This is a genomic window from Legionella sp. PATHC039 (genome assembly GCF_026191275.1).
Lineage (GTDB): Bacteria > Pseudomonadota > Gammaproteobacteria > Legionellales > Legionellaceae > Legionella > Legionella pneumophila.
On record NZ_JAPHOP010000001.1, the window covers coordinates 2,230,392 to 2,253,011 of the forward strand.

Consider the following 22,620-nt stretch of genomic DNA (forward strand, 5'->3'; position numbering starts at 1 on the left):
CGTTCCTTAAAAATCTAATCCGGCTTCGCGTGCACCTTCAGCAAGTGCTTTAACTCTGCCATGATATTTATAACCTGCTCTGTCAAATGCAACCTGTGTAATGCCTGCAGCCTTAGCACGCTTACCCAACAGTTGACCAACTAAACTGGCTTGTTCAACTTTACTTTTTCCAGTCAAACTGGATCTCAATTCTTTATCTATAGTAGATGATGCTACCAACACCTTATCACCAAGCTGGTCTGACTTGACAATTTGAGAATAAATATGCACACCACTTCGATACACAACTAATCTTGAGCGGCCTGTCTTGCGTATTAAGGCTTTGGCTTTTAATCCACGTCTATGTCGTGCGTTTTGCTTATTCATAGTTAACACCTTATTTCTTCTTAGCTTCTTTACGAACAATCTGCTCTCCAGCATATTTCACACCTTTCCCTTTATAAGGCTCTGGTGGTCGAAATGCTCTAATTTCAGAAGCTATTTGTCCAAGAACTTGCTTATCAACGCCCTTCAGCAAAATGGTTGTGTTATTAGGAGTTTCTACGGTTACACCTTTTGGTAAATCATACTCTATAGAATGTGAGTAACCTAATGACAAACTAATCGATTTGTCTTTAGATTGCGCTCTATATCCTACACCAACCAATTCTAGTGTAACTGTATATCCCTCGGTAACTCCTTGAACCATGTTTCTAACTAAGGCTCTAGCTGTACCAGCTTGTGCCCATCCCATTGGGTCATTAGAAGCAGGTGAAAATTCTAATTTGTTTGATTCCTTACTATGTTGAATATTAACCAATTTATTAATTTTTTGAGTTAATATTCCTTTGGGGCCTTTTACAGTTATTACTCCATCAACAAATGTTATTTCGACATTTGCTGAATGAATTACTGGGGCCTTTGCTACTCTAGACATATCATTCCTCGCAAGTATTAAGCCACTTCACAAATGACTTCGCCACCAACACCTTTTACTTTTGCTGATACATGGGTCATTATACCTTTAGACGTAGAAAGAATAGCCACACCAAATCCAGGGATTGAATGCAAATCCTTATATGACTTATATACTCTCAAACCTGGACGACTAATGCGCTTAATAAATTCAATTACCGGTCTTCCATGATAGTACTTTAGCTTTAAAGTAATTGACTTCAGGCCATTTGGTAATGTTTCAATAAAAAAGTCTTGTATATATCCTTCTTCCTTTAAAACTCGAGCTATTTCTTCCTTTAATTTAGAAGAAACCAATGTTACTTGCTGATGTTTAGCTTGTTGACCATTTCTAATTCTAGTCAGCATATCAGCAATTGGATCATGCATACTCACAATTATTCTCCAATAAAATAGTTTACCAGCTTGATTTTCTACCGCCAGGGATATTGCCCACCATAAGCTGTTGTCTTAAACAAATTCTGCAAAGATTAAACTTGCGATAAACTGCGTGTGGTCTTCCACATTGCTTGCATCGAGTAACATAGCGAACAGGATTTGAATTAACTGGTAATTTTGCTAGTTTTGCCTGACTTTCCATTATTACCTGGAAATCATCAGATGATTTAATCAATTGTTTTAACTCGTTTCGGCGTTGTCTGTACTTTTCTACCAGCTTCGCACGCTTTGACTCTCGCATGAGCATTGATTTTTTAGCCACAATTTCACCCTTTTATTTTCTATCTTTGTCTTTCAGTGGAAGATTAAATGCTTCTAACAAAGCTTTAGCTTCTTCATTTGTTTTAGCACTTGTTGTAATACAAATATCTAAACCGCGTATTCCGTCTGTTTTATCATAATCAATCTCTGGAAACACGATTTGTTCATGTATTCCCATGCTGTAGTTTCCCGTTCCATCAAAAGATTTTGGATTCAAACCACGAAAATCTCTTACACGAGGTAAAGTAATAGATATTAATCTATCTAAAAACTCATACATACGTTCACGTCTGAGCGTTACCTTACAACCAATTGGCCATCCTTCTCTTATTTTAAAACCAGCTATTGATTTTCTAGCTTTTGTAACTACTGGTTTCTGACCAGCAATCAGCGTCATGTCTTCAATTGCATGATTCATGACTTTTTTGTCACCAACAGCTTCTCCAACTCCCATATTCAGAGTTATTTTGAGAATCCTGGGTACTTCCATCACACTCGAATAGTTGAACCGTTTCATCATCATAGTGACGACGTCTTTCTTATAAAATTCTTTAAGTCTCGCCATTTCAATCACCTAACTTTATATACGGTCAATTATTTCATTGTTAGACTTATAATATCTAACCTTTTTGCTAACACCATTACTCTCAAGATATTTAAAGCCGACCTTATCAGCCTTTTTTGTAACAGGATTATAGTGAGCAACATTTGAAACGTGCAATGGAGCTTCACGCGCTATAATACCACCCTTATTTTCAGGCTTTTGTGGATTAGGCTTGATATGCTTTTTAATTAGATTTCCGCCCTCTACTACAACGGCATCATCAATTACCCTTAAAACCTTACCTATATGACCTTTACTTTTACCGGCAATTACAATTACTTCATCGCCTGATTTAATACGTTTCATATCTAATCCTTCTTACAAAACCTCTGCGGCAAGAGAAATTATCTTCATAAATCTTTCTCTTAACTCGCGTGTAACCGGGCCAAATATACGTGTTCCAATTGGCTCGTTTTGGTTGTTTAAAAGAACTGCTGCATTATCATCAAATCGAATCAATGAACCATCATCTCTTCGAACACCCTGAGCAGTTCTAACGACTACCGCTCTCATTACAGCACCCTTTTTTACCTTGCTTCTTGGTATAGCATCTTTTACGCTTACTTTAATTACATCACCTACACGGGCATACCGTCTGTGTGATCCACCAAGTACTTTAATACACATTACTTTACGTGCTCCGCTGTTATCAGCTACTTCAAGCACTGTCTGCATTTGGATCATTTTTCTCTCCAGATCTAATTTCGACCAGAAAAAGGCTGCTGATTATATCAGGCCTTTTAGGGTTTTAAAAGTAAAACAATTAAGTTACTTATGAAATTACTTCGACTAATACCCAGCTTTTCGTTTTAGAGAGTGGTCGTGACTCACGGATTTTTACGGTATTACCAACTCGGCAAACTTGATTTTCATCATGTGCGTGTAGTTTAGTTCTTCGCTTCATGATTTTCCCATACTTTGGATGTTTCACAGTACGTTCAATCATAACTACAATAGTTTTATCCATTTTGTCGCTAACTACTTTTCCAATCATTGTTCTGGCATTTGATTCACTATTAGTAGACATTTCACTTACCTGCCTTTTCAGTCAAGATTGTTTTAACTTTTGCCACTGACTTACGCACCATAGTGATCAGATGTGTTTTATCTAGTGAGCCACTTGCTTTTTTCATTCGTAAATTAAATTGATCTTTACGTAATGAAAGCAATTCATTTTGCAATTCCTCAACTGACATATTGCGCAATTCATCTATTTTTTTCATTACATTACCGTCCGCTCTTCAAACATCACTTTGAAGGGAAGTTTTGCTTTTGCAAGGTCAAATGCTTCCATTGCAAGCTCTTTGCTAACACCTTCCATTTCAAATAAAACCTTACCTGGTTGTATTTGGGCTACCCAATACTCAACACTTCCCTTACCCTTACCTTGTCTTACTTCAAGTGGTTTTTGTGTGATTGGTTTATCTGGAAATACTCTGATCCAAATCTTACCACCACGCTTAATATGTCGTGTCATAGCCCTTCGCGCTGCTTCGATTTGTCTAGCAGTTAAACGTCCACGCTCTACAGCCTTTAGACCAAACTCACCGAAACTAATTTTACTACCACGAAGAGCCAAACCTCTATTGCGACCCTTCATTTGTTTTCGGTACTTAGTACGCTTTGGTTGTAACATAATTTCTAATCCTCACTCACTGGGCGCTTTCAGTTGATCTTTTCTTTTGCGGGAGAATTTCACCCTTAAAGATCCAGACTTTTACGCCAATAATTCCGTAGGTAGTCTTGGATTCAGCGGTACCATAATCAATATCAGCTCTAAAAGTATGTAAAGGCACTCGTCCCTCTCTGTACCATTCACTTCTTGCAATTTCAGCACCACCCAATCGGCCACTTACACAAATTTTAATACCCTTTGCTCCAGCTTTCAGAGCAGAGGTAACAGCACGTTTCATAGCTCGTCTGAACATGACTCGTTGCTCTAACTGCTGAGCAATACCTTCAGCCACCAAAGTAGCATCCAACTCAGGCTTTTTCACTTCTTCAATATTCAAATGAACTGGCACACCCAGGTTATCGGAAATTTCTTTACGAAGTGTTTCAATTCCTCCGCCTTTTTTGCCGATAATAACACCTGGTCTTGCTGTTAAGATAGTCACAACAGCGTTATTAGCTGGTCGCTCAATAAGTATCTTGCTAACAGCTGCAGCCATCAATTTCTTTTTAAGATCGTTACGTAATTTTATATCCTGAATTAAAAACTCAGCATATCGCTTTCCTGCAAACCATTTTGAGTTCCAATCTTTAATTATTCCAAGGCGTATACCTATTGGGTTTACTTTTTGTCCCATTGCTATTCCTCGTCAGACACTTTAATAGTTATATGGCAGGTACGTTTGCAAATTCGATTTGCTCTACCCTTAGCTCTGGGACTAATACGTTTTAAAGTTGTTGCTTCATCAACGCATACCATGCCTACTTTCAGATCATCAATATCAGCTCCATTATTATTTTCAGCATTTGCTATAGCTGACTCTAATAATTTAAGCATTAATTTTGCACCTTTTTTTGGTGTAAACTTGAGGACATCAAGCGCACCAGACACATTCATATTACGTATCATATCGGCTACTAATCTACCCTTTTGTGCGGATAAAGGAGCGCCTTTTAATTTAGCTGTTACTTCCATCATATCCTCTTACTTACCTTTAGCCTTTCTGTCCCCAGAGTGGCCCTTGAATGTACGAGTCATGGCAAACTCACCTAATTTATGACCAACCATATTGTCTGTAATAAATACAGGAACGTGGTCTTTGCCGTTATGCACAGCAATTGTTAAATCAATCATTTCAGGAACGATTGTAGAACGCCTAGACCAAGTTTTAATTGGCTTTTTTGATTTTGATTCGATTGCAGCTTCTACCTTGCTGATCAAATGATGGTCAATAAATGGACCTTTTCTAATTGAACGAGCCACTTGATATCCTCATATTAATTATTTCTTCTTACGTCCTCTGACAATAAATGTGTCAGTACGCTTATTGCTTCTAGTTTTATAACCTTTTGTTGGCAAACCCCATGGAGATACAGGATGACGTCCACCTGATGTTCGTCCTTCACCACCACCATGTGGATGATCAACTGGGTTCATGGCGACCCCACGAACAGTGGGACGTATCCCTCTCCATCGTTTGGCACCAGCTTTACCCAATGCTCTTAGGTTGTGTTCGCTATTACTTACTTCACCAATTACAGCTCGGCATAAAACATGTATCTTGCGCATCTCTCCTGAACGTAATCTTAAAGTTGCATAAACACCTTCTTTTGCAACAAGTTGGCCACTGCAACCAGCACTTCTGAGCATTTGCGCACCTTTACCAGGCTTCATTTCAACACAATGTATTGTTGTACCTACTGGTATATTTTTTAGTGGCAGACAGTTCCCTACACTAATTGGTGAATCAGCTCCACTTTGAATAGTAGCTCCAACTTCCAGATTTAATGGTGCTATAATATAGCGCTTTTCACCATCTTTGTAGGATATCAGTGCAATTAGCGCAGTTCTATTTGGATCATATTCCAATCTCTCAACACGACCTAATATACCATCCTTATTGCGTTTAAAGTCTATAATTCGATATTTTTGACGTTGTCCACCACCAATATGTCTAACAGTTATACGACCTTGGTTATTTCTTCCACCTGTTTTTTTTAGTTTTTCAACTAATGCAGCATGTGGCTTTCCTTTATAGATATCGTGATGTACAACACGTATTTCACCTCGTTTTCCGGGTGAAGTCGGTTTAGATTTTAATAGTGCCATCTTTATCTGCCTTATTCAGTAACTGTAAAGTCAATATCTTGGTCTGCATGAAGAGAGACAAATGCCTTCTTCCAGTCACTTCGCTTCCCACTGGTTTGTTTGAAGCGTTTAGATTTACCCTTCACATTGACAACAGATACACTTTTAACTTTTACATTAAATATATGTTCAACTGCTAATTTAATTTCAGTCTTAGTCGCATTTTTCAGTACTTTGAAAGTGAACTGTTTAAACTTATCGGCCATGACAGTTGCCTTTTCAGAAGTATGTGGTTCTCTAAGAACCATCATCAATCTCTCAGCGTTCATTGTAACTGTTCCTCAATTTTTTTAATTGCAGCTTCTGTAACAACAACTTTTTCAAATCGTAGTAAGGAAACAGGATCTATAGTTGTAACATCACAGATATCATAATCAATCAGGTTTCTTGAACCAAGGTATTCATTTTCACCAACTTCACTCATTATAATCAGAGCATTACTTATTTCCATCTGATTCATTTTTTTGAGGAAATCCTTGGTCTTGTGATTATCACATTGGAAATCACTAACAACCACCAAGTTGCCAGTGCGGCAAAGTTCGGAGATTATACTACGTAATGCACGTTTGTACATTTTTTTATTAAGCTTTTGTGAATAATCTCTTTTTTTAGATGCAAATGTTACTCCACCACTTCTCCATAATGGACTGCGAATGGTTCCTGCTCGCGCACGACCTGTTCCTTTTTGGTTCCAGGGTTTTTTACCACCACCACTAACTTCAGAACGAGTTTTCTGAGCGCTATTCCCGCTTCGAGCATTGTTCATGAAAGCAACTACTGCTTGATGAACCAAGCCTTCGTTGTATGTATAAGCAAATATCTCTTTATTTAGCTTTAATTTTGACTTTGTATCTATTGTAGTAATTTCCATCACTCACCTCGTGCTTGCTTTTTGACTGCAGGCTTAATTTCTACTCTAGAACCTGGAGCACCAGGAATTGCACCTTTAATGAGCAATAAATTTCTTTCAGAGTCAACTTTTACCAATTCCAGACTTTGAATTGTACATCGAGCATTACCCATGTGACCGGCCATTTTTTTCCCTTTAAAAACACGACCAGGGGTTTGGTTTTGTCCTATAGAACCAGGTACTCTATGTGATCTTGAGTTACCATGCGATGCATCTTGAGTTCTAAAGTTATGTCGTTTTACAGTTCCTGCGAAACCTTTACCTTTAGTCAGACCGGATACATCAACATATTGTCCGGCAGTGAATACATCAGCAACAGATATGACTTGACCCGGTGTAAATGCATCCTCTGAATCTATACGAAATTCTATTTGCATATCACCAGCATCGATTTGTGCTTTAGCAAAATGCCCAGCCACTGGCTTACTCACTTTGCTAGATTTCTTTGTACCACCAGTTAATTGTACAGCTGAATAACCATCATTCGCTGCTGTTTTTACCTGAGAAACGCGATTCGGCTGAACCTCAACAACAGAAACAGGAACAGAAACTCCTTCTGGTGTGAAGACACGCGTCATACCGATCTTACGGCCTAATAAACCGATCATCATTGTAACACCTCTTTAATATCCTTTGCCTTTATATTTAGTCATCAAGGCTTATCTGAACATCAACCCCGGCAGCCAAATCCAATTTCATTAAAGCATCTACAGTTTTTTCAGTTGGATGAACAATAACAACCAGGCGTTTATGAGTACGTAATTCATATTGATCTCTTGCATCTTTATTTACATGCGGTGAAGTCAATACAGTAAATTTTTCTTTTCTGATAGGCAAAGGAATTGGTCCACGTATTTGTGCGCCAGTTCTTTTCGCAGTATCAACGATTTCTCGTGTTGATAGATCAATCAACCGATGATCAAAGGACTTTAATCTTATTTTAATATTTTGATTGCTGCTCATTTTTTTTACTCGATTATTTTAGCGACTACACCGGCGCCAACAGTTCGGCCACCCTCTCTAATTGCGAATCTTAAACCTTCATCCATCGCAATCGGAGCATGCAAGTTAACAACTAATTGCACATTATCTCCAGGCATTACCATTTCAACTCCTGATGGCAAGTCACAAGTACCTGTCACGTCAGTGGTTCTGAAATAGAATTGTGGACGGTATCCATTAAAGAATGGTGTGTGACGTCCGCCTTCTTCCTTGGATAATACATACACTTCTGCTTCAAACTTGGTGTGTGGCTTGATGGTACCTGGCTTCGCCAATACCTGCCCACGCTCCACTTCATCTCGCTTCGTACCTCGTAATAACACACCAACGTTATCACCAGCTCGACCTTCATCAAGTAATTTACGGAACATCTCAACACCCGTACAAGTCGTCTTTTGGGTGTCTCTTATTCCTACAATTTCAACTTCCTCACCAACTTTAACAATTCCACTCTCAACACGACCAGTTACCACTGTTCCGCGTCCAGAAATTGAAAATACGTCTTCAATCGGTAACAAAAATGGCTTGTCTATGTTTCTAACTGGCTCAGGAATGTATGAATCCATTGTTTCAACCAATTTCTCAATAGCCTTAACGCCTATATCACTGTCTTCACCTTCCAATGCTTTCAAAGCTGAACCAACAACAATGGGTATGTCATCCCCTGGGAAATCGTAACTGCTTAATAAATCTCGCACTTCCATTTCCACTAACTCTAATAACTCAGGGTCATCAACCATATCCGCTTTGTTCATGAACACAACAATATATGGAACTCCCACCTGGCGAGACAATAGAATGTGTTCCCTCGTTTGTGGCATAGGACCATCAGCTGCTGATACAACCAGTATCGCTCCGTCCATTTGCGCAGCACCAGTAATCATGTTCTTAACATAGTCAGCATGCCCCGGGCAGTCTACGTGCGCATAATGTCTGCTCGCTGATTCGTATTCAACATGTGCTGTAGAAATAGTAATCCCACGCTCTCTTTCTTCTGGCGCAGCATCAATTTGATCGTACGCTTTCGCTGTACCACCATATTTCTTCGCCATAATCGTTGTAATAGCTGCTGTCAATGTCGTCTTACCATGATCTACGTGACCAATCGTGCCCACGTTTACGTGCGGCTTCTTACGTTCAAATTTTTCCTTCGCCATTTCAATAACCTCGTTAACTTTTATTGTTTCTTGATAATTGCTTCAGCAATATTTGTTGGTGCTTCTGCGTACTTACAAAACTCCATAGTGTAGGTTGCTCTTCCTTGAGTAGCAGAACGTAAGTCAGTTGAATAACCAAACATCTCTGCAAGCGGCACCTCAGCTCTTACTATTTTGCCTGCTGGTGAGTCTTCCATACCTTGAACTAAACCACGACGTCTGTTCAGATCACCCATAACATCGCCCATGTAATCCTCGGGTGTAACAACTTCGACACTCATAATTGGCTCAAGAAGTACCGGTTTCGCCTTTAGTGCACCTTGCTTGAAGCATTGAGATCCAGCAATTTTAAATGCCATTTCGCTTGAATCAACTTCATGGAATGAACCATCAAACAGTGTAACTTTAACATCAACCACTGGATATCCAGCAATTACACCATTTTGCATTTGCTCTTGAATCCCTTTATCTACTGCAGGGATATATTCTTTTGGAATGACGCCTCCAACGATAGCATTGATAAATTCATAACCTTTTCCTGGTTCTTGTGGTTCAATTTTCAACCATACATGACCATATTGACCACGTCCACCTGATTGTCTTACGAACTTACCCTCTTGTTCAACAGCTTGCTTGAGCGTCTCTCGGTATGCAACCTGAGGTTTACCAACATTAGCTTCTACATTGAACTCTCTCTTCATGCGGTCAACAATAATTTCAAGGTGTAACTCACCCATACCTTGAATGATTGTCTGGCCTGACTCTTCATCAGTATGTACTCTGAAAGAAGGGTCTTCCTGGGCTAACTTGCCTAAAGCAATTCCCATTTTTTCCTGATCCGCTTTAGTTTTTGGTTCAACAGCAACTGCAATAACTGGATCTGGGAAATCCATTCTCTCTAATATTACAACTTTATCTTGATCACAGAGGGTATCACCAGTAGTTACTGTTTTAAGACCAACAGCAGCGGCTATGTCCCCTGCTCGCACTTCTTTAATTTCTTCACGTGAATTGGCGTGCATCTGCAACAAACGTCCAATACGTTCCTTTTTGCCCTTAACTGAGTTATAGACAGTATCCCCACTCTTAAGAATACCAGAATAAGCTCTAAAATATGTTAGCGTACCCACAAATGGGTCAGTTGCAATTTTGAACGCTAACGCTGAGAATGGCTCATCATAACTGGTTTTTCTATGGATTACATCACCATGCTCATCAACTCCCTGAATATCAGGAATGTCAGTTGGTGATGGTAAATATTCTATTACTCCGTCGAGTACTGCCTGGACACCCTTATTCTTAAAGGCTGAACCGCAGAACACAGGAACAACTTTATTTGTGATTGTCAGATGACGAAGAGCCTTTTTAATTTCCGCCTCTGTGAATTCTTCACCTTCCAAGTATTTTTCCATTAACTCTTCAGAATATTCTGCTGCTGCTTCAATGATGTGTGCACGGTATTCTTCACAGGTTGCCTTTAAATCAGCAGGGATATCAACATATTTAAATGTCATACCTTTATTTTCTTCATCCCAGTGAATTGCCTTCATTTTAATGAGATCAATCACACCTTTGAACTCTTCTTCTGCGCCAATTGGTAATTGTAACACAACAGGAGTAGAGCCCAATCTTTGCTTAATCTGGCTAACAACTCTTAGGAAACTGGCACCCATCCTATCCATTTTATTTACAAAAACGATACGAGGAACACCATACTTATTGGCTTGACGCCATACTGTTTCAGATTGAGGTTCAACGCCGGCAACTGAATCAAATACAACAACTGCTCCATCTAGTACACGTAGGGAGCGTTCAACTTCAATCATAAAGTCTACGTGTCCCGGTGTATCAATTATATTGATCCGATGGGATTCAAATTGTTTGTCCATACCAGACCAATAACATGTTGTTGCAGCAGAAGTAATGGTAATACCACGTTCCTGCTCCTGGACCATCCAGTCCATAGTTGCAGCACCATCATGTACCTCACCAATCTTATGAGACATTCCGGTATAGTACAATACTCGTTCTGTAGTTGTTGTTTTTCCAGCATCAACGTGGGCTGCAATGCCTATGTTTCTATATAGTTTTAATGGAGTTGCCACGGCTTATCTCTCTCTTAATTCCATCTAAAATGAGCAAAGGCTTGGTTAGCTTTTGCCATTTTATGTGTATCTTCACGTTTCTTTACTGCAGACCCTTTATTTTCATAAGCGTCCATCAGTTCCCCTGCCAAACGCAGCATCATACCTTTTTCACCACGTGTGCGAGCAGCTTGAACTATCCACCGCATTCCAAGCGCTATGCTTCTATCATGTCGAACTTCTACTGGAACTTGGTATGTTGCACCACCAACTCGACGTGAACGTACTTCCACGCTTGGGCGAACGTTATCTAAAGCCTCTTCAAAATAACGAAGTACGGCACCGGCACTTCCGCTGCTGCCAGTTTCACTTCCATCTTCTTCATTTTTCTTAATTTTTTTGACACGCTCTTCCATAACAGACAGCGCACCATAAGTGATTTTTTCAGCAATTGATTTTTTACCGCTAACCATTAAAACGTTAATGAACTTAGCAAGCAGTTCACTATGATGTTTTGGATCAGGTAAAATTTCTCGTTTGGGTACTTCTCGTCTTCTTGGCATCTCAATTTTCCTACAATCGGTTATTTTTTATCTTTTGGCTTTTTTGTACCATACTTGGAACGCCCTTGTTTTCGGTCGTTCACTCCTGAAGTATCTAAGCTACCTCGAACCGTATGATAGCGCACACCAGGTAAATCCTTAACACGACCACCTCTAATTAAAACAACAGAGTGCTCTTGTAAATTATGACCCTCACCACCAATATAGGATGTTACTTCAAATCCATTGGTCAAGCGCACACGTGCAACCTTACGCATAGCTGAGTTAGGTTTTTTTGGTGTAGTAGTGTATACACGAGTACATACACCGCGTCTTTGTGGACATGACTCAAGTGCTGGCACGTTGCTTTTCTTCTTTACGTCCACACGAGGCTTTCTTACTAACTGATTAATAGTAGCCATTTGTACTTAACTCCGATCTGTCACTTGTGAATATTTTGAATGCATAAGGAGGCCGGATTCTATATAGGTACGGCAGATTTGTCAAGCTTAAATCTGCCATTTTTGAATCCTGATTAATGTTCATGATTATCCGCGTTTAATGCTTCACTCAACGCGTGTTCAACATCACTTGCAGTAACTGTGTGTGTTGCTGAACTGTCTCCGCCTGCTGCAGCCCTTGCTCTTTTTGCCTTTCGGCTTTGATGATAAGTGTAACCTGTTCCTGCTGGAATTAGGCGACCTACCATCACGTTTTCTTTTAAACCACGCAATTCATCAATTTTTCCGCTTACTGCTGCTTCAGTCAAGACTCTGGTTGTCTCTTGGAATGAAGCGGCTGATATAAACGATTCTGTAGCTAATGAAGCTTTTGTGATACCTAGTAAAATAGGAGTACCTCGCGCAATCTGCTTTCCTTCAGCTAGAAGTTTATCATTTTCCTGAAGCATAGCACTCTCTTCTACTTGCTCTCCTACGAGGAATTTTGAGTCACCAGCGAAAGTAATAACTCTCTTACGTAGCATTTGTCTGACAATTACTTCAATGTGTTTATCATTAATTTTCACCCCTTGTAAACGATAGACGTCCTGGACCTCATTTACAATGTAATTAGCCAGCGCTCCAACACCTAACAAGCGCAATATATCATGAGGGTTAAGTGCACCCTCTGCGATGATTTCACCACGCTCTACGTGCTCACCTTCAAACACTGAAATATGACGCCATTTAGGAATAAGCTCTTCATGACATTGATCTTCCGATACATTGATAATCAAGCGTCGCTTACCTTTGGTTTCTTTACCAAAATTAACCAATCCTGATACTTCTGCCATTACTGCAGAATCCTTTGGTTTTCTGGCTTCAAATAAGTCCGCTACTCTTGGCAAACCTCCGGTAATATCTCGGGTTTTAGAACGTTCTTGCGGAATACGGGCAATAACATCTCCTATTCCCACCAGACTTCCATCTTCAAAGTTCACAATGGCATCGACAGGTAGATAATATTGTGCCGGGACATTGGTTCCAGCAAGATATATGTCATCCCCTTCATCTGTAACTAATTTTACCATTGGGCGCAAATCTCGACCTGCCGCACTCCGTTGTTTGGCATCAATTATTACAATATTGCTTAATCCGGTTAATTCATCAGTTTGTCTATTCATTGTAATGCCATCAATAAGATCAACAAACTTCAAACGCCCTGACACTTCGGAAATAACAGGATGCGTATGAGGATCCCACGTTGCAATAACCTGACCAGCTTCAACAGGAGAATTATCCTGTGCTGAAATTACTGCACCATAAGGAACTTTATATCGCTCTCTTTCTCGTCCGAAGTCATCAACAATAGTTACCTCACCTGAACGAGAAACTGCCACCAGGTTTTTATTCTCATGAGTTACGGTCTTTATATTATGTAACCGAATAACCCCTTTCGTTTTAATTTGAATATTATTCGCAGCTGTTGCCCTTGATGCAGCACCTCCAATGTGGAAGGTACGCATGGTTAACTGTGTTCCTGGCTCACCGATTGATTGTGCTGCGATAATACCAACTGCTTCACCTGTGTTGACAAGATGCCCACGAGCAAGATCTCTACCATAGCATTTTGCACAAAGACCAAATCTTGTTTGACAAGTGATTGGTGACCTGACCATGACCTGGTCTACCCCATGCTTCTCTAATTTTTCAACCCATTCTTCATCCAGTAAAGTTCCAGCCTTGACTACTGGTTCAGTTTGAGTAGGAATATAGACATCCGAGGCAACCACCCGCCCAAGGACGCGTTCATGCAAAGGCTCAACAATATCACCACCTTCAATCAGTGGTTGCATTAGAATACCTGTATCAGTACCGCAATCATCTTCGGTAATAACAACATCCTGCGCAACATCTACCAAGCGTCGTGTCAGATACCCTGAGTTTGCTGTCTTTAACGCGGTATCTGCCAAACCCTTACGAGCTCCGTGTGTAGAAATAAAGTACTGGAATACATTCAAACCTTCGCGGAAGTTTGCAGTGATAGGCGTTTCAATGATTGAGCCATCTGGAGCTGCCATCAGGCCTCGCATCCCGGCAAGCTGTCGTATCTGAGCAGCAGAACCTCTAGCTCCAGAATCAGCCATCATGAAAATTGGGTTAAATGATTCTTGTCTTACTTTGTTGCCTTTTGCATCAGTGACTTCTTCTGTTGCAATTTTAGACATCATTGATTTGGCAACTAATTCATTAGTTCTTGACCAAATATCAATTACCTTGTTGTATCGTTCACCATTCGTTACCAAACCCGATCTGAATTGAGACTCAATTTCTCTTACTTCATTATCAGCGTGTTCAATAATACTGGCCTTATCATCTGGTATTTCCATGTCTTCAATACCTATGGATGCCCCAGATCGTGTGGCGTATTTAAACCCAGTGTACATTAACTGATCAGCAAAAATAACTGTTTCTTTCAAGCCGAATTTGCGGTAACAGCTGTCTATTACTTTTGAGATAACCTTTTTTGTCATTGTACGGTTTATAAAGTCAAATGGCATTCCTTTAGGTAAAATCTCAGCTAAAATAGCGCGTCCGACTGTTGTCTCAACTAAATGATATCCAGTTTCACCGTCTTCTTTAGGCATACGAATTTTAATTTTTGCATGGATATCCAAATGACCTGCTTCATAGAAATTTTGCGCTTCCTGAGCACTTGAATATATTTTTCCTTCGCCTAATGCATTAACCTTTTCTCGTGTTAAATAATATAAACCAAGGACGACGTCCTGACTGGGAACAATAATCGGCTCTCCGCTGGCTGGAGATAATATATTGTTTGTAGACATCATCAATGAACGAGCTTCCAGCTGCGCTTCAAGTGTCAAGGGCACGTGCACAGCCATTTGGTCTCCATCGAAGTCAGCGTTGTATGCTGTACATACCAAAGGATGGAGCTGGATCGCTTTACCTTCAATTAAAACAGGCTCAAATGCTTGAATACCTAATCTATGTAAGGTAGGAGCACGGTTTAAAAGGATAGGATGTTCTCTTATAACATCATCTAATATATCCCAAACCACCGATTCTTCTCTTTCGACCATTTTCTTGGCCGCTTTGATAGTAGTTGCCAAACCTCTAAATTCCAATTTGGAAAATATAAATGGCTTAAATAACTCCAACGCCATTTTTTTAGGCAATCCACATTGGTGCAATTTTAAAGTTGGCCCAACGACAATAACTGAACGTCCAGAGTAGTCGACACGCTTACCTAAGAGGTTTTGCCTGAAACGACCCTGTTTACCCTTAATCATATCTGCCAGTGATTTAAGAGGTCTCTTATTTGTACCTGTGATGGCACGACCTCTTCTGCCGTTATCAAGTAAAGCATCTACAGATTCTTGCAGCATTCGTTTTTCGTTACGAACTATAATGTCAGGCGCGTTGAGATCCAGCAGGCGTTTTAGTCTGTTGTTCCTATTAATGACGCGCCTGTATAAATCATTCAAGTCTGAAGTAGCGAAACGTCCACCATCTAGCGGAACCAATGGTCTCAAATCGGGTGGAAGCACTGGAAGTACATCCATGATCATCCATTCTGGTTTATTTCCTGACTCGTAAAAAGCTTCTAATAACTTGAGTCTTTTGGTGATTTTTTTAATCTTCGTCTCAGAATTAGTTGTTGGAAGTTCTTCACGTAAATTTCTAATTTCATCTTCGAGATCAATTTGGCGCAATAAATCACGAATTGCTTCTGCACCCATGCGCGCGTCAAACTCATCACCATACTGTTCCATCGCATCAAGATAGGCTTCGTCGTTAAGTAGTTGCCCTCTTTCAAGTTCTGTCATCCCAGGATCAACAACGACAAAAGCTTCAAAATATAGTACTCTCTCGATATCTCTTAGTGTCATATCGAGGAGCAAACCAATTCTTGATGGTAAGGATTTTAAGAACCATATGTGAGCGACTGGGCTAGCTAGTTCGATATGCCCCATTCTTTCTCGTCTCACTTTGGCAAGAGCCAATTCAACCCCACACTTTTCGCAAATAACACCACGATGCTTTAGTCGTTTGTACTTTCCACACAAACACTCATAATCTTTAACTGGACCAAAAGTTTTAGCACAAAACAAACCATCTCTTTCAGGCTTAAATGTCCTGTAGTTGATTGTTTCAGGCTTTTTTACTTCGCCATAGGACCATGATCGAATTAATTCAGGTGACGCCAATGCAATTTTTATTGCATCAAATTCTTCACTTTGACCTTGTTGCTTAAGAATACCAAGTAAGTCACTCATTACTGGTGCTTTTTTCATTGGGTCGTTGCTTAGGGTAGCCAAGTCTATGCCTCCAAAAATGGTTAGTCAGTATGTATCGCTGATGAGTTAGTCATGATCCAACTCGATATCAATTCCCAGTGCTCTAATTTCCTTCAATAATACATTGAAGGATTCGGGCATTCCGGGGTCCATACGATGATCTCCATCGACTATATTTTTATAGATCTTTGTTCGACCTCCGACGTCATCTGATTTTACGGTTAACATTTCTTGTAAAGTGTATGCTGCACCATATGCTTCTAATGCCCATACTTCCATCTCACCAAAACGCTGACCACCAAATTGTGCTTTACCGCCAAGTGGTTGTTGAGTGACCAAACTGTATGATCCAGTCGAACGAGCATGCATCTTATCATCAACCAAATGGTTTAACTTCAACATATACATGTAACCTACAGTAACCGGATTATCAAATTTATTACCTGTTCGGCCATCTATCAACACGGTTTTACCATCTGCTGGCAAATCAGCTAACTGCAACATACTTTTGATTTCTTGCTCAGTAGCACCATCAAAGACGGGAGTTGCCATCGGCACACCAGCTCTAAGGTTATCAGCCAGTGTCATCAATTCATCATCATTGAGGCATTTCAAATTAATGCGCTGCACTCCGTCATGATTATAAATTTTCTCAAGGTATGCTTTTATTGCTTCAGGTGTTTGCTTTTCATCAAGCATCTGTGCAATTTTTCTTCCTAATCCTTTGGCAGCTAGTCCTAGATGCGTTTCAAGAACCTGGCCGATATTCATTCTCGATGGTACGCCCAATGGATTAAGAACGATATCTACGGCCGTTCCATCTTCCATATGTGGCATATCTTCAACTGGAACAACAATGGAGATTACACCCTTGTTTCCATGACGACCTGCCATTTTGTCTCCAGGTTGAATTCTCCTTTTGACAGCCAAATACACTTTAACAATTTTTAATACACCAGGTGCTAAATCGTCTCCCTGGATAATTTTCTTTCTGCTGTCGTTAAAGCGCTTTTCCATTTCTTTTGTTAAAAGTTCCAGCTGCTTGGATAATTGTTCAAGTTGCTGACTAACTGTGTCATCTTCAATACGAATATCAAACCACTTTTCTCTTTCAAATTTATCTAAGTAATCCTGGGTGACTTTAGATCCTGGCTTTAAGCTTCCAGGACCGCCTGTTGCCACCTTATCCAACAGCAAGTGAGAAACTCTATGATAGATGTCTTCTTCACGAATACGTCGTTCGTCTATTAAATCCTTGCGAACTCGAGCTAGATGCTCTTCTTCAATGCTTTTAGCACGGGCATCCTTTTCAAGTCCATCACGGGTAAAGACTTGTACATCGATCACTGTTCCATTCATGCCTGATGGAACTCTCAAAGATGAATCTTTAACATCTGAAGCTTTTTCACCAAAGATAGCTCTTAGCAGTTTTTCTTCTGGAGTTAGTTGGGTTTCTCCCTTAGGTGTTACTTTACCTACAAGAATATCGCCTGCTTTTACTTCTGCACCGATGTAAACAACTCCAGATTCATCCAAATTGGAGAGTGCAGACTCGCCTACATTGGGAATATCTGCTGTAATTTCTTCTGTGCCTAATTTCGTATCTCGAGCTATACATGTTAACTCTTCGATGTGAATAGTAGTGAATCTGTCGTCATGAACGATTCGTTCAGATATAAGAATGGAATCCTCAAAGTTATAACCATTCCAAGGCATAAATGCTACCAGTAGATTCTGCCCAAGAGCCAATTCACCCATATCTGTACATGGACCATCAGCCAGGACATCACCTCGTTGAATTCGATCGCCTGTTGATACTATGGGTCTTTGATTGATACAAGTATCCTGGTTAGAACGAAAATACTTGGTTAAGTTATAAATATCTACCCCTGTTTCCCCTGCAGTTGTTTCGTCGTCATTCACTCGAACAACAATACGAGAAGCATCAACCAGATCAATAACGCCACCTCTCTTCGCTACAACTGAGACCCCTGAATCAGATGCAACGATTCTTTCCATACCGGTCCCAACCAAGGGCTTTTCTGAACGCAATGTTGGTACAGCTTGTCGTTGCATGTTTGAACCCATTAATGCTCTGTTTGCGTCATCGTGCTCTAAAAAGGGAATCAATGAAGCAGCAACTGACACAATTTGCTTGGGCGAGACATCCATGTAGTTAATTTTATCCGGGGTAGTCAGTGAAAATTCATTTTGATGTCGACAAGGAACTAAGTCAGCAAGAATATTTCCTTGTTCGTCTAACTCAACATTGGATTGTGCAATGTATTGATCAACTTCCTCAATAGCCGATAGGTATTCAACTTCATCTGTCACACGCCCATTAACGACCTTTCGACAAGGAGTTTCAATAAATCCATATTCGTTAGTTCTTGCATAAACTGACAGTGAATTGATTAGACCAATATTAGGCCCTTCAGGCGTTTCAATTGGACACACACGACCATAGTGTGTTGTATGTACGTCACGGACTTCAAATCCAGCCCGCTCGCGTGTTAAACCACCTGGCCCAAGAGCCGATACACGTCTTTTATGTGTAACACCTGATAATGGATTCACTTGATCCATAAACTGTGATAACTGACTGGATCCAAAAAACTCTTTAATTGCGGCGGATACTGGTTTTGCGTTAATTAAGTCCTGTGGCATCAGATTTTCAGATTCAACCAAACTTAAGCGCTCTTTAACAGCACGTTCAACACGAACAAGACCTACTCTAAACTGATTTTCGGTCATTTCGCCAACACTTCTTACCCTACGATTTCCTAGATGATCGATATCATCAACCATCCCTATGCCGTTTCGAATATCTATCAGTGTTTTAATGACAGATAAAATGTCTTCTTTCGTTAAAGTGCCTGGGCCTTCGTCACTCTTAATTCCTACGCGACGATTAAATTTCATTCTGCCAACAGCAGATAGATCATATCTTTCTTCAACAAAGAATAGATTTTTGAATAGTGCCTCAGCAGCTTCTTTTGTAGGAGGCTCTCCAGGGCGCATCATGCGGTAAATTTCAACGAGCGCTTCTATTTGCGAGCCTGTGGGATCAATTTTTAATGTATCCGATATGTAAGAACCATGATCCAAATCATTAGTATAGATCATATCAATTTGTAAAATACCATGGTTGGCCATAGCATCTAAAAGCTCTTCAGTTATCTCATCATTCGCTTGAGCCAGAAATTCACCGGTTGAGGTGTCAATAATATTTTTTGCTAATGTTTTTCCAATTAAATAGTCTCTTGGCACCACAAGATCCTGCATTTGGCTTTTTTCCATTTGCTTTATATGTCTTGCAGTAATTCGACGACCTTGTTCTACGATAAGCTCTCCTGTCTCAGGAACATGAATGTCGAATGAGGCGATTTCACCACGCAAACGCTGTGGAATTAAATCGATATGGTATTCGCCATTTTTTAGATGACAACTAGTTGTCTCAAAAAATTCGCTTAATATATCTTCTGCTTCGTAGCCCAATGCTCTGAGCAAAATGGTCACTGGCAGTTTTCGACGTCTGTCAATACGCACATAAACACAATCTTTAGGATCGAATTCAAAATCTAACCATGAACCACGATAAGGTATTATTCGTGCGGAATAGAGCAATTTACCTGAAGAGTGAGTTTTTCCCTTGTCATGTTCAAATATAACTCCAGGCGAACGATGTAATTGTGAAACAACAACACGCTCAGTACCATTGACCACAAACGTACCAACGTCGGTCATTAGGGGAATTTCCCCCATAAAAACATCTTGCTCTCTAATATCCTTTATAGGCTTGGGATCATCGCTTGCATCTTTATCAAGAACAATGAGTCTGATCTTGACTCTTAGAGGAGCTGAGTATGTTAGCCCTCTTAGTTTGCATTCACGAACATCAAATGCAGGCTCTCCAAGCTTGTATCCGACATATTCAAGTCTTGCATTACCAGAAAAGCTCTCGATAGGAAATACAGAAGAAAATGCAGCATGCAATCCCGTATTCAGTTGTTCGCTTAATTTAGTATCAGTTTGAAGAAAATCCCTGTAGGATTTAAGTTGAATTTCAAGCAGATTCGGTATTGGCATTATATCTGTCTGCTTACCAAAGCTTTTGCGAAATCGTTTTTTCTCAGCATGCGAATATTGAGGTTTAGCTTCTGCAACTGCCATGGTGGTTCCTCTGTAAATTATTGATGATTTTCAAACGAGTAAACCCAGCCATGTGAACATGGCTGGGTTCTTAAATACTGCTATATTTTAATTATTTAACTTCTACTGTAGCACCAGCTTCTTCAAGCTCTTTCTTGATGCTGGCAGCTTCATCTTTTGATACACCTTCCTTAACAGTTGATGGTGAACCTTCTACTAAGTCTTTAGCTTCTTTCAAGCCCAGACCAGTAATGCCACGAATTGCCTTGATTACGTTTACCTTGTTAGAACCAAAGCTGGTCATTACAACAGTAAACTCTGTTTGTTCTTCAGCAGCAGCGGCGCCAGCACCTGCAGCAGGTGCAGCAACAGCTACGGCAGCAGCGGCAGCAGAAACATTAAATTTTTCTTCCATTGCCTCGATTAATTCAACAACTTCCATTACTGTCATGTTAGAAATTGTTTCTAAAATTTCGTTTTTTGATACAGCCATTACTAGCTCCTAATTAAAATTAAATAATGATTAAGCGGGATTGCCTGCTTTTTTGTCCTTTACAGCAGCAAGAGTTCTAGCCAACTTGGCATGTGGCTCTGCAAGTGTACGAACAAATTTCTCAATTGGCGCTTTCATCACATACATTAACTTGGATATTGCTTCATCACGTGTCGGCAAGCTCGCAACAGCATCTATTTGATTTGCATTGTATACCTTCCCGCCAACTGATAATGCTCTAATCTCAAGTTTTTCAAATGTTTTTGCGTAATCTTTCAGTAGTCTTGCAGCATCACTTGGTGCTTCCAGCGACAATGCAATGAATACTGGACCTACAAGTAGGTCATTCAAGCATTCAAATTCAGTGTTTTTAAACGCTCTTCTTGTTAGTGTATTTCGCACCACACGAAGATAAACACCGGATTTCCGTGCTTCACTACGCAATTGCGTCATTTGATTTACAGTTAACCCACGATAATCAGCAACCACTGCTGAAATAGCCTTTGACGCGACTGCAGTCACTTCTTCAACAACGGCTTTTTTTGCAGCTAAATTTAATGTCACGTTACTGACCTCCTAATATGTACAAATCTCATGGACTTGACAGTTATGGTGGCCGTCTCTTTATTAAGGAGCCGGTTCACCGTCTGCGCAGGAAATTAAGCCTAGGCACCTGCGGTCTTCGACGGCATGGAACCTAATCTATGCCGTGAATTCTTAAAAATGGGATGGTATGTTACACAGGTATTGATGAAATATCAATAGGCAACCCAGGCCCCATTGTTGTAGATAAAGATATTTTTTTCAGATATTGCCCTTTAGAGGATGCTGGCTTTGCCTTCTTCAGATCATTGATTAGAGCAACTACGTTTTCAAGAACATCTTCAGGAGCAAAATCTGCCTTTCCAACAGTACAATGAATAATTCCATTTTTATCAGTTCTGTATCTTACTTGTCCAGATTTAGCATCATTAACCGCTGCTTCGACGTTAGTTGTTACTGTTCCAACCTTAGGATTAGGCATGAGTCCCCTCGGTCCCAAAATCTGTCCGAGCTGACCTACGATTCTCATAGCATCTGGAGTTGCAATAACAACATCAAAATTCATTTCGCCTGCTTTGATTTTATCAGCCAGATCTTCAAATCCTACTATATCGGCACCTGCAGCAGTTGCTTTAGCAGCATTATCACCTTGGGCAAAAACGGCAACTCGTACTGTTTTTCCTGTACCTTTTGGCAGATTGGTGGAAGATCGTACTACTTGATCCGACTTACGAGGATCAACTCCTAAATTAATACTGATATCAAGGCTCTCACGAAATTTTTTTGATGCAAATTGCTTTAGAATAGCTACAGCATCAGCAACTGTATAGAGTTGATTTGGCTTAATAACTTCCGCTATTTTCTTTTGTTTCTTAGTTAATTTTGACATGGTAACCCC

Annotated in this window: 27 protein-coding genes; all 27 read right to left on the reverse strand. The window is 40.1% G+C overall.

The window, feature by feature from the left end:
• Window positions 1-6: 6 nt before the first annotated feature.
• On the reverse strand, window positions 7-366 hold the full coding sequence (gene rplR, locus OQI99_RS10145) for a 50S ribosomal protein L18 (protein WP_010946094.1): 360 nt from the start codon (window positions 364-366) through the stop codon (window positions 7-9).
• A 10-nt stretch (window positions 367-376) separates the two neighbouring features.
• Window positions 377-916 carry a 50S ribosomal protein L6 gene (rplF, locus tag OQI99_RS10150; protein ID WP_061514589.1) on the reverse strand — a complete coding sequence of 180 codons (540 nt, stop codon included), beginning with the start codon at window positions 914-916 and terminating at the stop codon, window positions 377-379.
• A 17-nt stretch (window positions 917-933) separates the two neighbouring features.
• The gene (rpsH, locus tag OQI99_RS10155; RefSeq protein ID WP_010946092.1) at window positions 934-1,329 is read right to left on the reverse strand and encodes a 30S ribosomal protein S8; all 396 of its coding nucleotides are present in this window, start codon (window positions 1,327-1,329) and stop codon (window positions 934-936) included.
• Between the two features lie 22 nt (window positions 1,330-1,351).
• Window positions 1,352-1,654: a 30S ribosomal protein S14 gene (rpsN, locus tag OQI99_RS10160; protein WP_010946091.1), complete on the reverse strand. Its 303-nt coding sequence runs from the start codon at window positions 1,652-1,654 to the stop codon at window positions 1,352-1,354.
• A 12-nt stretch (window positions 1,655-1,666) separates the two neighbouring features.
• Window positions 1,667-2,218 (reverse strand): 50S ribosomal protein L5, encoded by a 552-nt coding sequence (rplE, locus tag OQI99_RS10165; protein WP_265731850.1) that lies wholly within the window; start codon window positions 2,216-2,218, stop codon window positions 1,667-1,669.
• Window positions 2,219-2,233: 15 nt separating this feature from the next.
• Window positions 2,234-2,563: a 50S ribosomal protein L24 gene (rplX, locus tag OQI99_RS10170; protein ID WP_010946089.1), complete on the reverse strand. Its 330-nt coding sequence runs from the start codon at window positions 2,561-2,563 to the stop codon at window positions 2,234-2,236.
• A 12-nt stretch (window positions 2,564-2,575) separates the two neighbouring features.
• A complete protein-coding gene (gene rplN, locus OQI99_RS10175) occupies window positions 2,576-2,941 on the reverse strand; it encodes a 50S ribosomal protein L14 (protein ID WP_010946088.1) in 366 nt (121 codons plus the stop codon).
• Between the two features lie 88 nt (window positions 2,942-3,029).
• Complete coding sequence (rpsQ, locus tag OQI99_RS10180) at window positions 3,030-3,284, reverse strand: 30S ribosomal protein S17 (protein WP_010946087.1); 255 nt, start codon at window positions 3,282-3,284, stop codon at window positions 3,030-3,032.
• Between the two features lies 1 nt (window position 3,285).
• Entirely contained in the window at window positions 3,286-3,480 is a 195-nt protein-coding gene (rpmC, locus tag OQI99_RS10185) for a 50S ribosomal protein L29 (RefSeq protein WP_010946086.1), read from the reverse strand.
• Window positions 3,480-3,893, reverse strand: coding sequence for a 50S ribosomal protein L16 (rplP, locus tag OQI99_RS10190; protein ID WP_010946085.1), 414 nt, complete (start codon window positions 3,891-3,893; stop codon window positions 3,480-3,482). The genes rpmC and rplP overlap by 1 nt, the downstream gene beginning before the upstream one ends.
• 16 nt (window positions 3,894-3,909) lie before the next feature.
• The gene (gene rpsC / locus OQI99_RS10195; protein WP_010946084.1) at window positions 3,910-4,566 is read right to left on the reverse strand and encodes a 30S ribosomal protein S3; all 657 of its coding nucleotides are present in this window, start codon (window positions 4,564-4,566) and stop codon (window positions 3,910-3,912) included.
• 2 nt (window positions 4,567-4,568) lie between these two features.
• Window positions 4,569-4,904, reverse strand: a complete 336-nt coding sequence (gene rplV / locus OQI99_RS10200) for a 50S ribosomal protein L22 (RefSeq protein WP_010946083.1) — start codon at window positions 4,902-4,904, stop codon at window positions 4,569-4,571.
• A 9-nt stretch (window positions 4,905-4,913) separates the two neighbouring features.
• Entirely contained in the window at window positions 4,914-5,192 is a 279-nt protein-coding gene (gene rpsS, locus OQI99_RS10205; RefSeq protein WP_010946728.1) for a 30S ribosomal protein S19, read from the reverse strand.
• 18 nt (window positions 5,193-5,210) lie between these two features.
• Entirely contained in the window at window positions 5,211-6,038 is an 828-nt protein-coding gene (gene rplB / locus OQI99_RS10210; protein WP_265731851.1) for a 50S ribosomal protein L2, read from the reverse strand.
• Window positions 6,039-6,049: 11 nt separating this feature from the next.
• Window positions 6,050-6,346 (reverse strand): 50S ribosomal protein L23, encoded by a 297-nt coding sequence (rplW, locus tag OQI99_RS10215; RefSeq protein WP_011213009.1) that lies wholly within the window; start codon window positions 6,344-6,346, stop codon window positions 6,050-6,052.
• Entirely contained in the window at window positions 6,343-6,948 is a 606-nt protein-coding gene (gene rplD / locus OQI99_RS10220; RefSeq protein ID WP_013101070.1) for a 50S ribosomal protein L4, read from the reverse strand. The genes rplW and rplD overlap by 4 nt, the downstream gene beginning before the upstream one ends.
• Complete coding sequence (gene rplC, locus OQI99_RS10225; protein ID WP_265732364.1) at window positions 6,948-7,595, reverse strand: 50S ribosomal protein L3; 648 nt, start codon at window positions 7,593-7,595, stop codon at window positions 6,948-6,950. Before rplC ends, rplD begins: the two co-directional genes overlap by 1 nt.
• Window positions 7,596-7,632: 37 nt before the next feature.
• Window positions 7,633-7,950: a 30S ribosomal protein S10 gene (gene rpsJ / locus OQI99_RS10230; protein WP_010946077.1), complete on the reverse strand. Its 318-nt coding sequence runs from the start codon at window positions 7,948-7,950 to the stop codon at window positions 7,633-7,635.
• A 5-nt stretch (window positions 7,951-7,955) separates the two neighbouring features.
• Window positions 7,956-9,146 (reverse strand): elongation factor Tu, encoded by a 1,191-nt coding sequence (gene tuf / locus OQI99_RS10235; RefSeq protein WP_265731852.1) that lies wholly within the window; start codon window positions 9,144-9,146, stop codon window positions 7,956-7,958.
• Window positions 9,147-9,166: 20 nt separating this feature from the next.
• Window positions 9,167-11,251 (reverse strand): elongation factor G, encoded by a 2,085-nt coding sequence (gene fusA / locus OQI99_RS10240; RefSeq protein WP_265731853.1) that lies wholly within the window; start codon window positions 11,249-11,251, stop codon window positions 9,167-9,169.
• 14 nt (window positions 11,252-11,265) lie between these two features.
• A complete protein-coding gene (gene rpsG, locus OQI99_RS10245) occupies window positions 11,266-11,793 on the reverse strand; it encodes a 30S ribosomal protein S7 (protein ID WP_010946075.1) in 528 nt (175 codons plus the stop codon).
• Window positions 11,794-11,813: 20 nt separating this feature from the next.
• The gene (rpsL, locus tag OQI99_RS10250; protein ID WP_004450478.1) at window positions 11,814-12,194 is read right to left on the reverse strand and encodes a 30S ribosomal protein S12; all 381 of its coding nucleotides are present in this window, start codon (window positions 12,192-12,194) and stop codon (window positions 11,814-11,816) included.
• A 113-nt stretch (window positions 12,195-12,307) separates the two neighbouring features.
• A complete protein-coding gene (gene rpoC, locus OQI99_RS10255) occupies window positions 12,308-16,513 on the reverse strand; it encodes a DNA-directed RNA polymerase subunit beta' (protein ID WP_061514658.1) in 4,206 nt (1,401 codons plus the stop codon).
• 87 nt (window positions 16,514-16,600) lie between these two features.
• The gene (gene rpoB, locus OQI99_RS10260; protein WP_265731854.1) at window positions 16,601-20,707 is read right to left on the reverse strand and encodes a DNA-directed RNA polymerase subunit beta; all 4,107 of its coding nucleotides are present in this window, start codon (window positions 20,705-20,707) and stop codon (window positions 16,601-16,603) included.
• Between the two features lie 91 nt (window positions 20,708-20,798).
• The gene (gene rplL / locus OQI99_RS10265) at window positions 20,799-21,179 is read right to left on the reverse strand and encodes a 50S ribosomal protein L7/L12 (RefSeq protein WP_061514657.1); all 381 of its coding nucleotides are present in this window, start codon (window positions 21,177-21,179) and stop codon (window positions 20,799-20,801) included.
• A gap of 30 nt (window positions 21,180-21,209) precedes the next feature.
• A complete protein-coding gene (gene rplJ, locus OQI99_RS10270; protein WP_010946071.1) occupies window positions 21,210-21,743 on the reverse strand; it encodes a 50S ribosomal protein L10 in 534 nt (177 codons plus the stop codon).
• 172 nt (window positions 21,744-21,915) lie between these two features.
• Window positions 21,916-22,611, reverse strand: a complete 696-nt coding sequence (rplA, locus tag OQI99_RS10275) for a 50S ribosomal protein L1 (protein WP_010946070.1) — start codon at window positions 22,609-22,611, stop codon at window positions 21,916-21,918.
• Window positions 22,612-22,620 lie beyond the last annotated feature (9 nt).

Bases quoted from the DNA above. Each gene is read 5' to 3' on its own strand.
- rplR (WP_010946094.1), bottom strand. From the start codon at position 366: ATGAATAAGCAAAACGCACGACATAGACGTGGATTAAAAGCCAAAGCC.
- rplF (WP_061514589.1), bottom strand. From the start codon at position 916: ATGTCTAGAGTAGCAAAGGCCCCAGTAATTCATTCAGCAAATGTCGAA.
- rplE (WP_265731850.1), bottom strand. From the start codon at position 2,218: ATGGCGAGACTTAAAGAATTTTATAAGAAAGACGTCGTCACTATGATG.
- rplX (WP_010946089.1), bottom strand. From the start codon at position 2,563: ATGAAACGTATTAAATCAGGCGATGAAGTAATTGTAATTGCCGGTAAA.
- rplN (WP_010946088.1), bottom strand. From the start codon at position 2,941: ATGATCCAAATGCAGACAGTGCTTGAAGTAGCTGATAACAGCGGAGCA.
- rpsQ (WP_010946087.1), bottom strand. From the start codon at position 3,284: ATGTCTACTAATAGTGAATCAAATGCCAGAACAATGATTGGAAAAGTA.
- rpmC (WP_010946086.1), bottom strand. From the start codon at position 3,480: ATGAAAAAAATAGATGAATTGCGCAATATGTCAGTTGAGGAATTGCAA.
- rplP (WP_010946085.1), bottom strand. From the start codon at position 3,893: ATGTTACAACCAAAGCGTACTAAGTACCGAAAACAAATGAAGGGTCGC.
- rpsC (WP_010946084.1), bottom strand. From the start codon at position 4,566: ATGGGACAAAAAGTAAACCCAATAGGTATACGCCTTGGAATAATTAAA.
- rplV (WP_010946083.1), bottom strand. From the start codon at position 4,904: ATGGAAGTAACAGCTAAATTAAAAGGCGCTCCTTTATCCGCACAAAAG.
- rplB (WP_265731851.1), bottom strand. From the start codon at position 6,038: ATGGCACTATTAAAATCTAAACCGACTTCACCCGGAAAACGAGGTGAA.
- rplW (WP_011213009.1), bottom strand. From the start codon at position 6,346: ATGAACGCTGAGAGATTGATGATGGTTCTTAGAGAACCACATACTTCT.
- rplD (WP_013101070.1), bottom strand. From the start codon at position 6,948: ATGGAAATTACTACAATAGATACAAAGTCAAAATTAAAGCTAAATAAA.
- rplC (WP_265732364.1), bottom strand. From the start codon at position 7,595: ATGATCGGTTTATTAGGCCGTAAGATCGGTATGACGCGTGTCTTCACA.
- rpsJ (WP_010946077.1), bottom strand. From the start codon at position 7,950: ATGAGCAGCAATCAAAATATTAAAATAAGATTAAAGTCCTTTGATCAT.
- tuf (WP_265731852.1), bottom strand. From the start codon at position 9,146: ATGGCGAAGGAAAAATTTGAACGTAAGAAGCCGCACGTAAACGTGGGC.
- rpsG (WP_010946075.1), bottom strand. From the start codon at position 11,793: ATGCCAAGAAGACGAGAAGTACCCAAACGAGAAATTTTACCTGATCCA.
- rpsL (WP_004450478.1), bottom strand. From the start codon at position 12,194: ATGGCTACTATTAATCAGTTAGTAAGAAAGCCTCGTGTGGACGTAAAG.
- rpoC (WP_061514658.1), bottom strand. From the start codon at position 16,513: ATGAGTGACTTACTTGGTATTCTTAAGCAACAAGGTCAAAGTGAAGAA.
- rpoB (WP_265731854.1), bottom strand. From the start codon at position 20,707: ATGGCAGTTGCAGAAGCTAAACCTCAATATTCGCATGCTGAGAAAAAA.
- rplL (WP_061514657.1), bottom strand. From the start codon at position 21,179: ATGGCTGTATCAAAAAACGAAATTTTAGAAACAATTTCTAACATGACA.
- rplA (WP_010946070.1), bottom strand. From the start codon at position 22,611: ATGTCAAAATTAACTAAGAAACAAAAGAAAATAGCGGAAGTTATTAAG.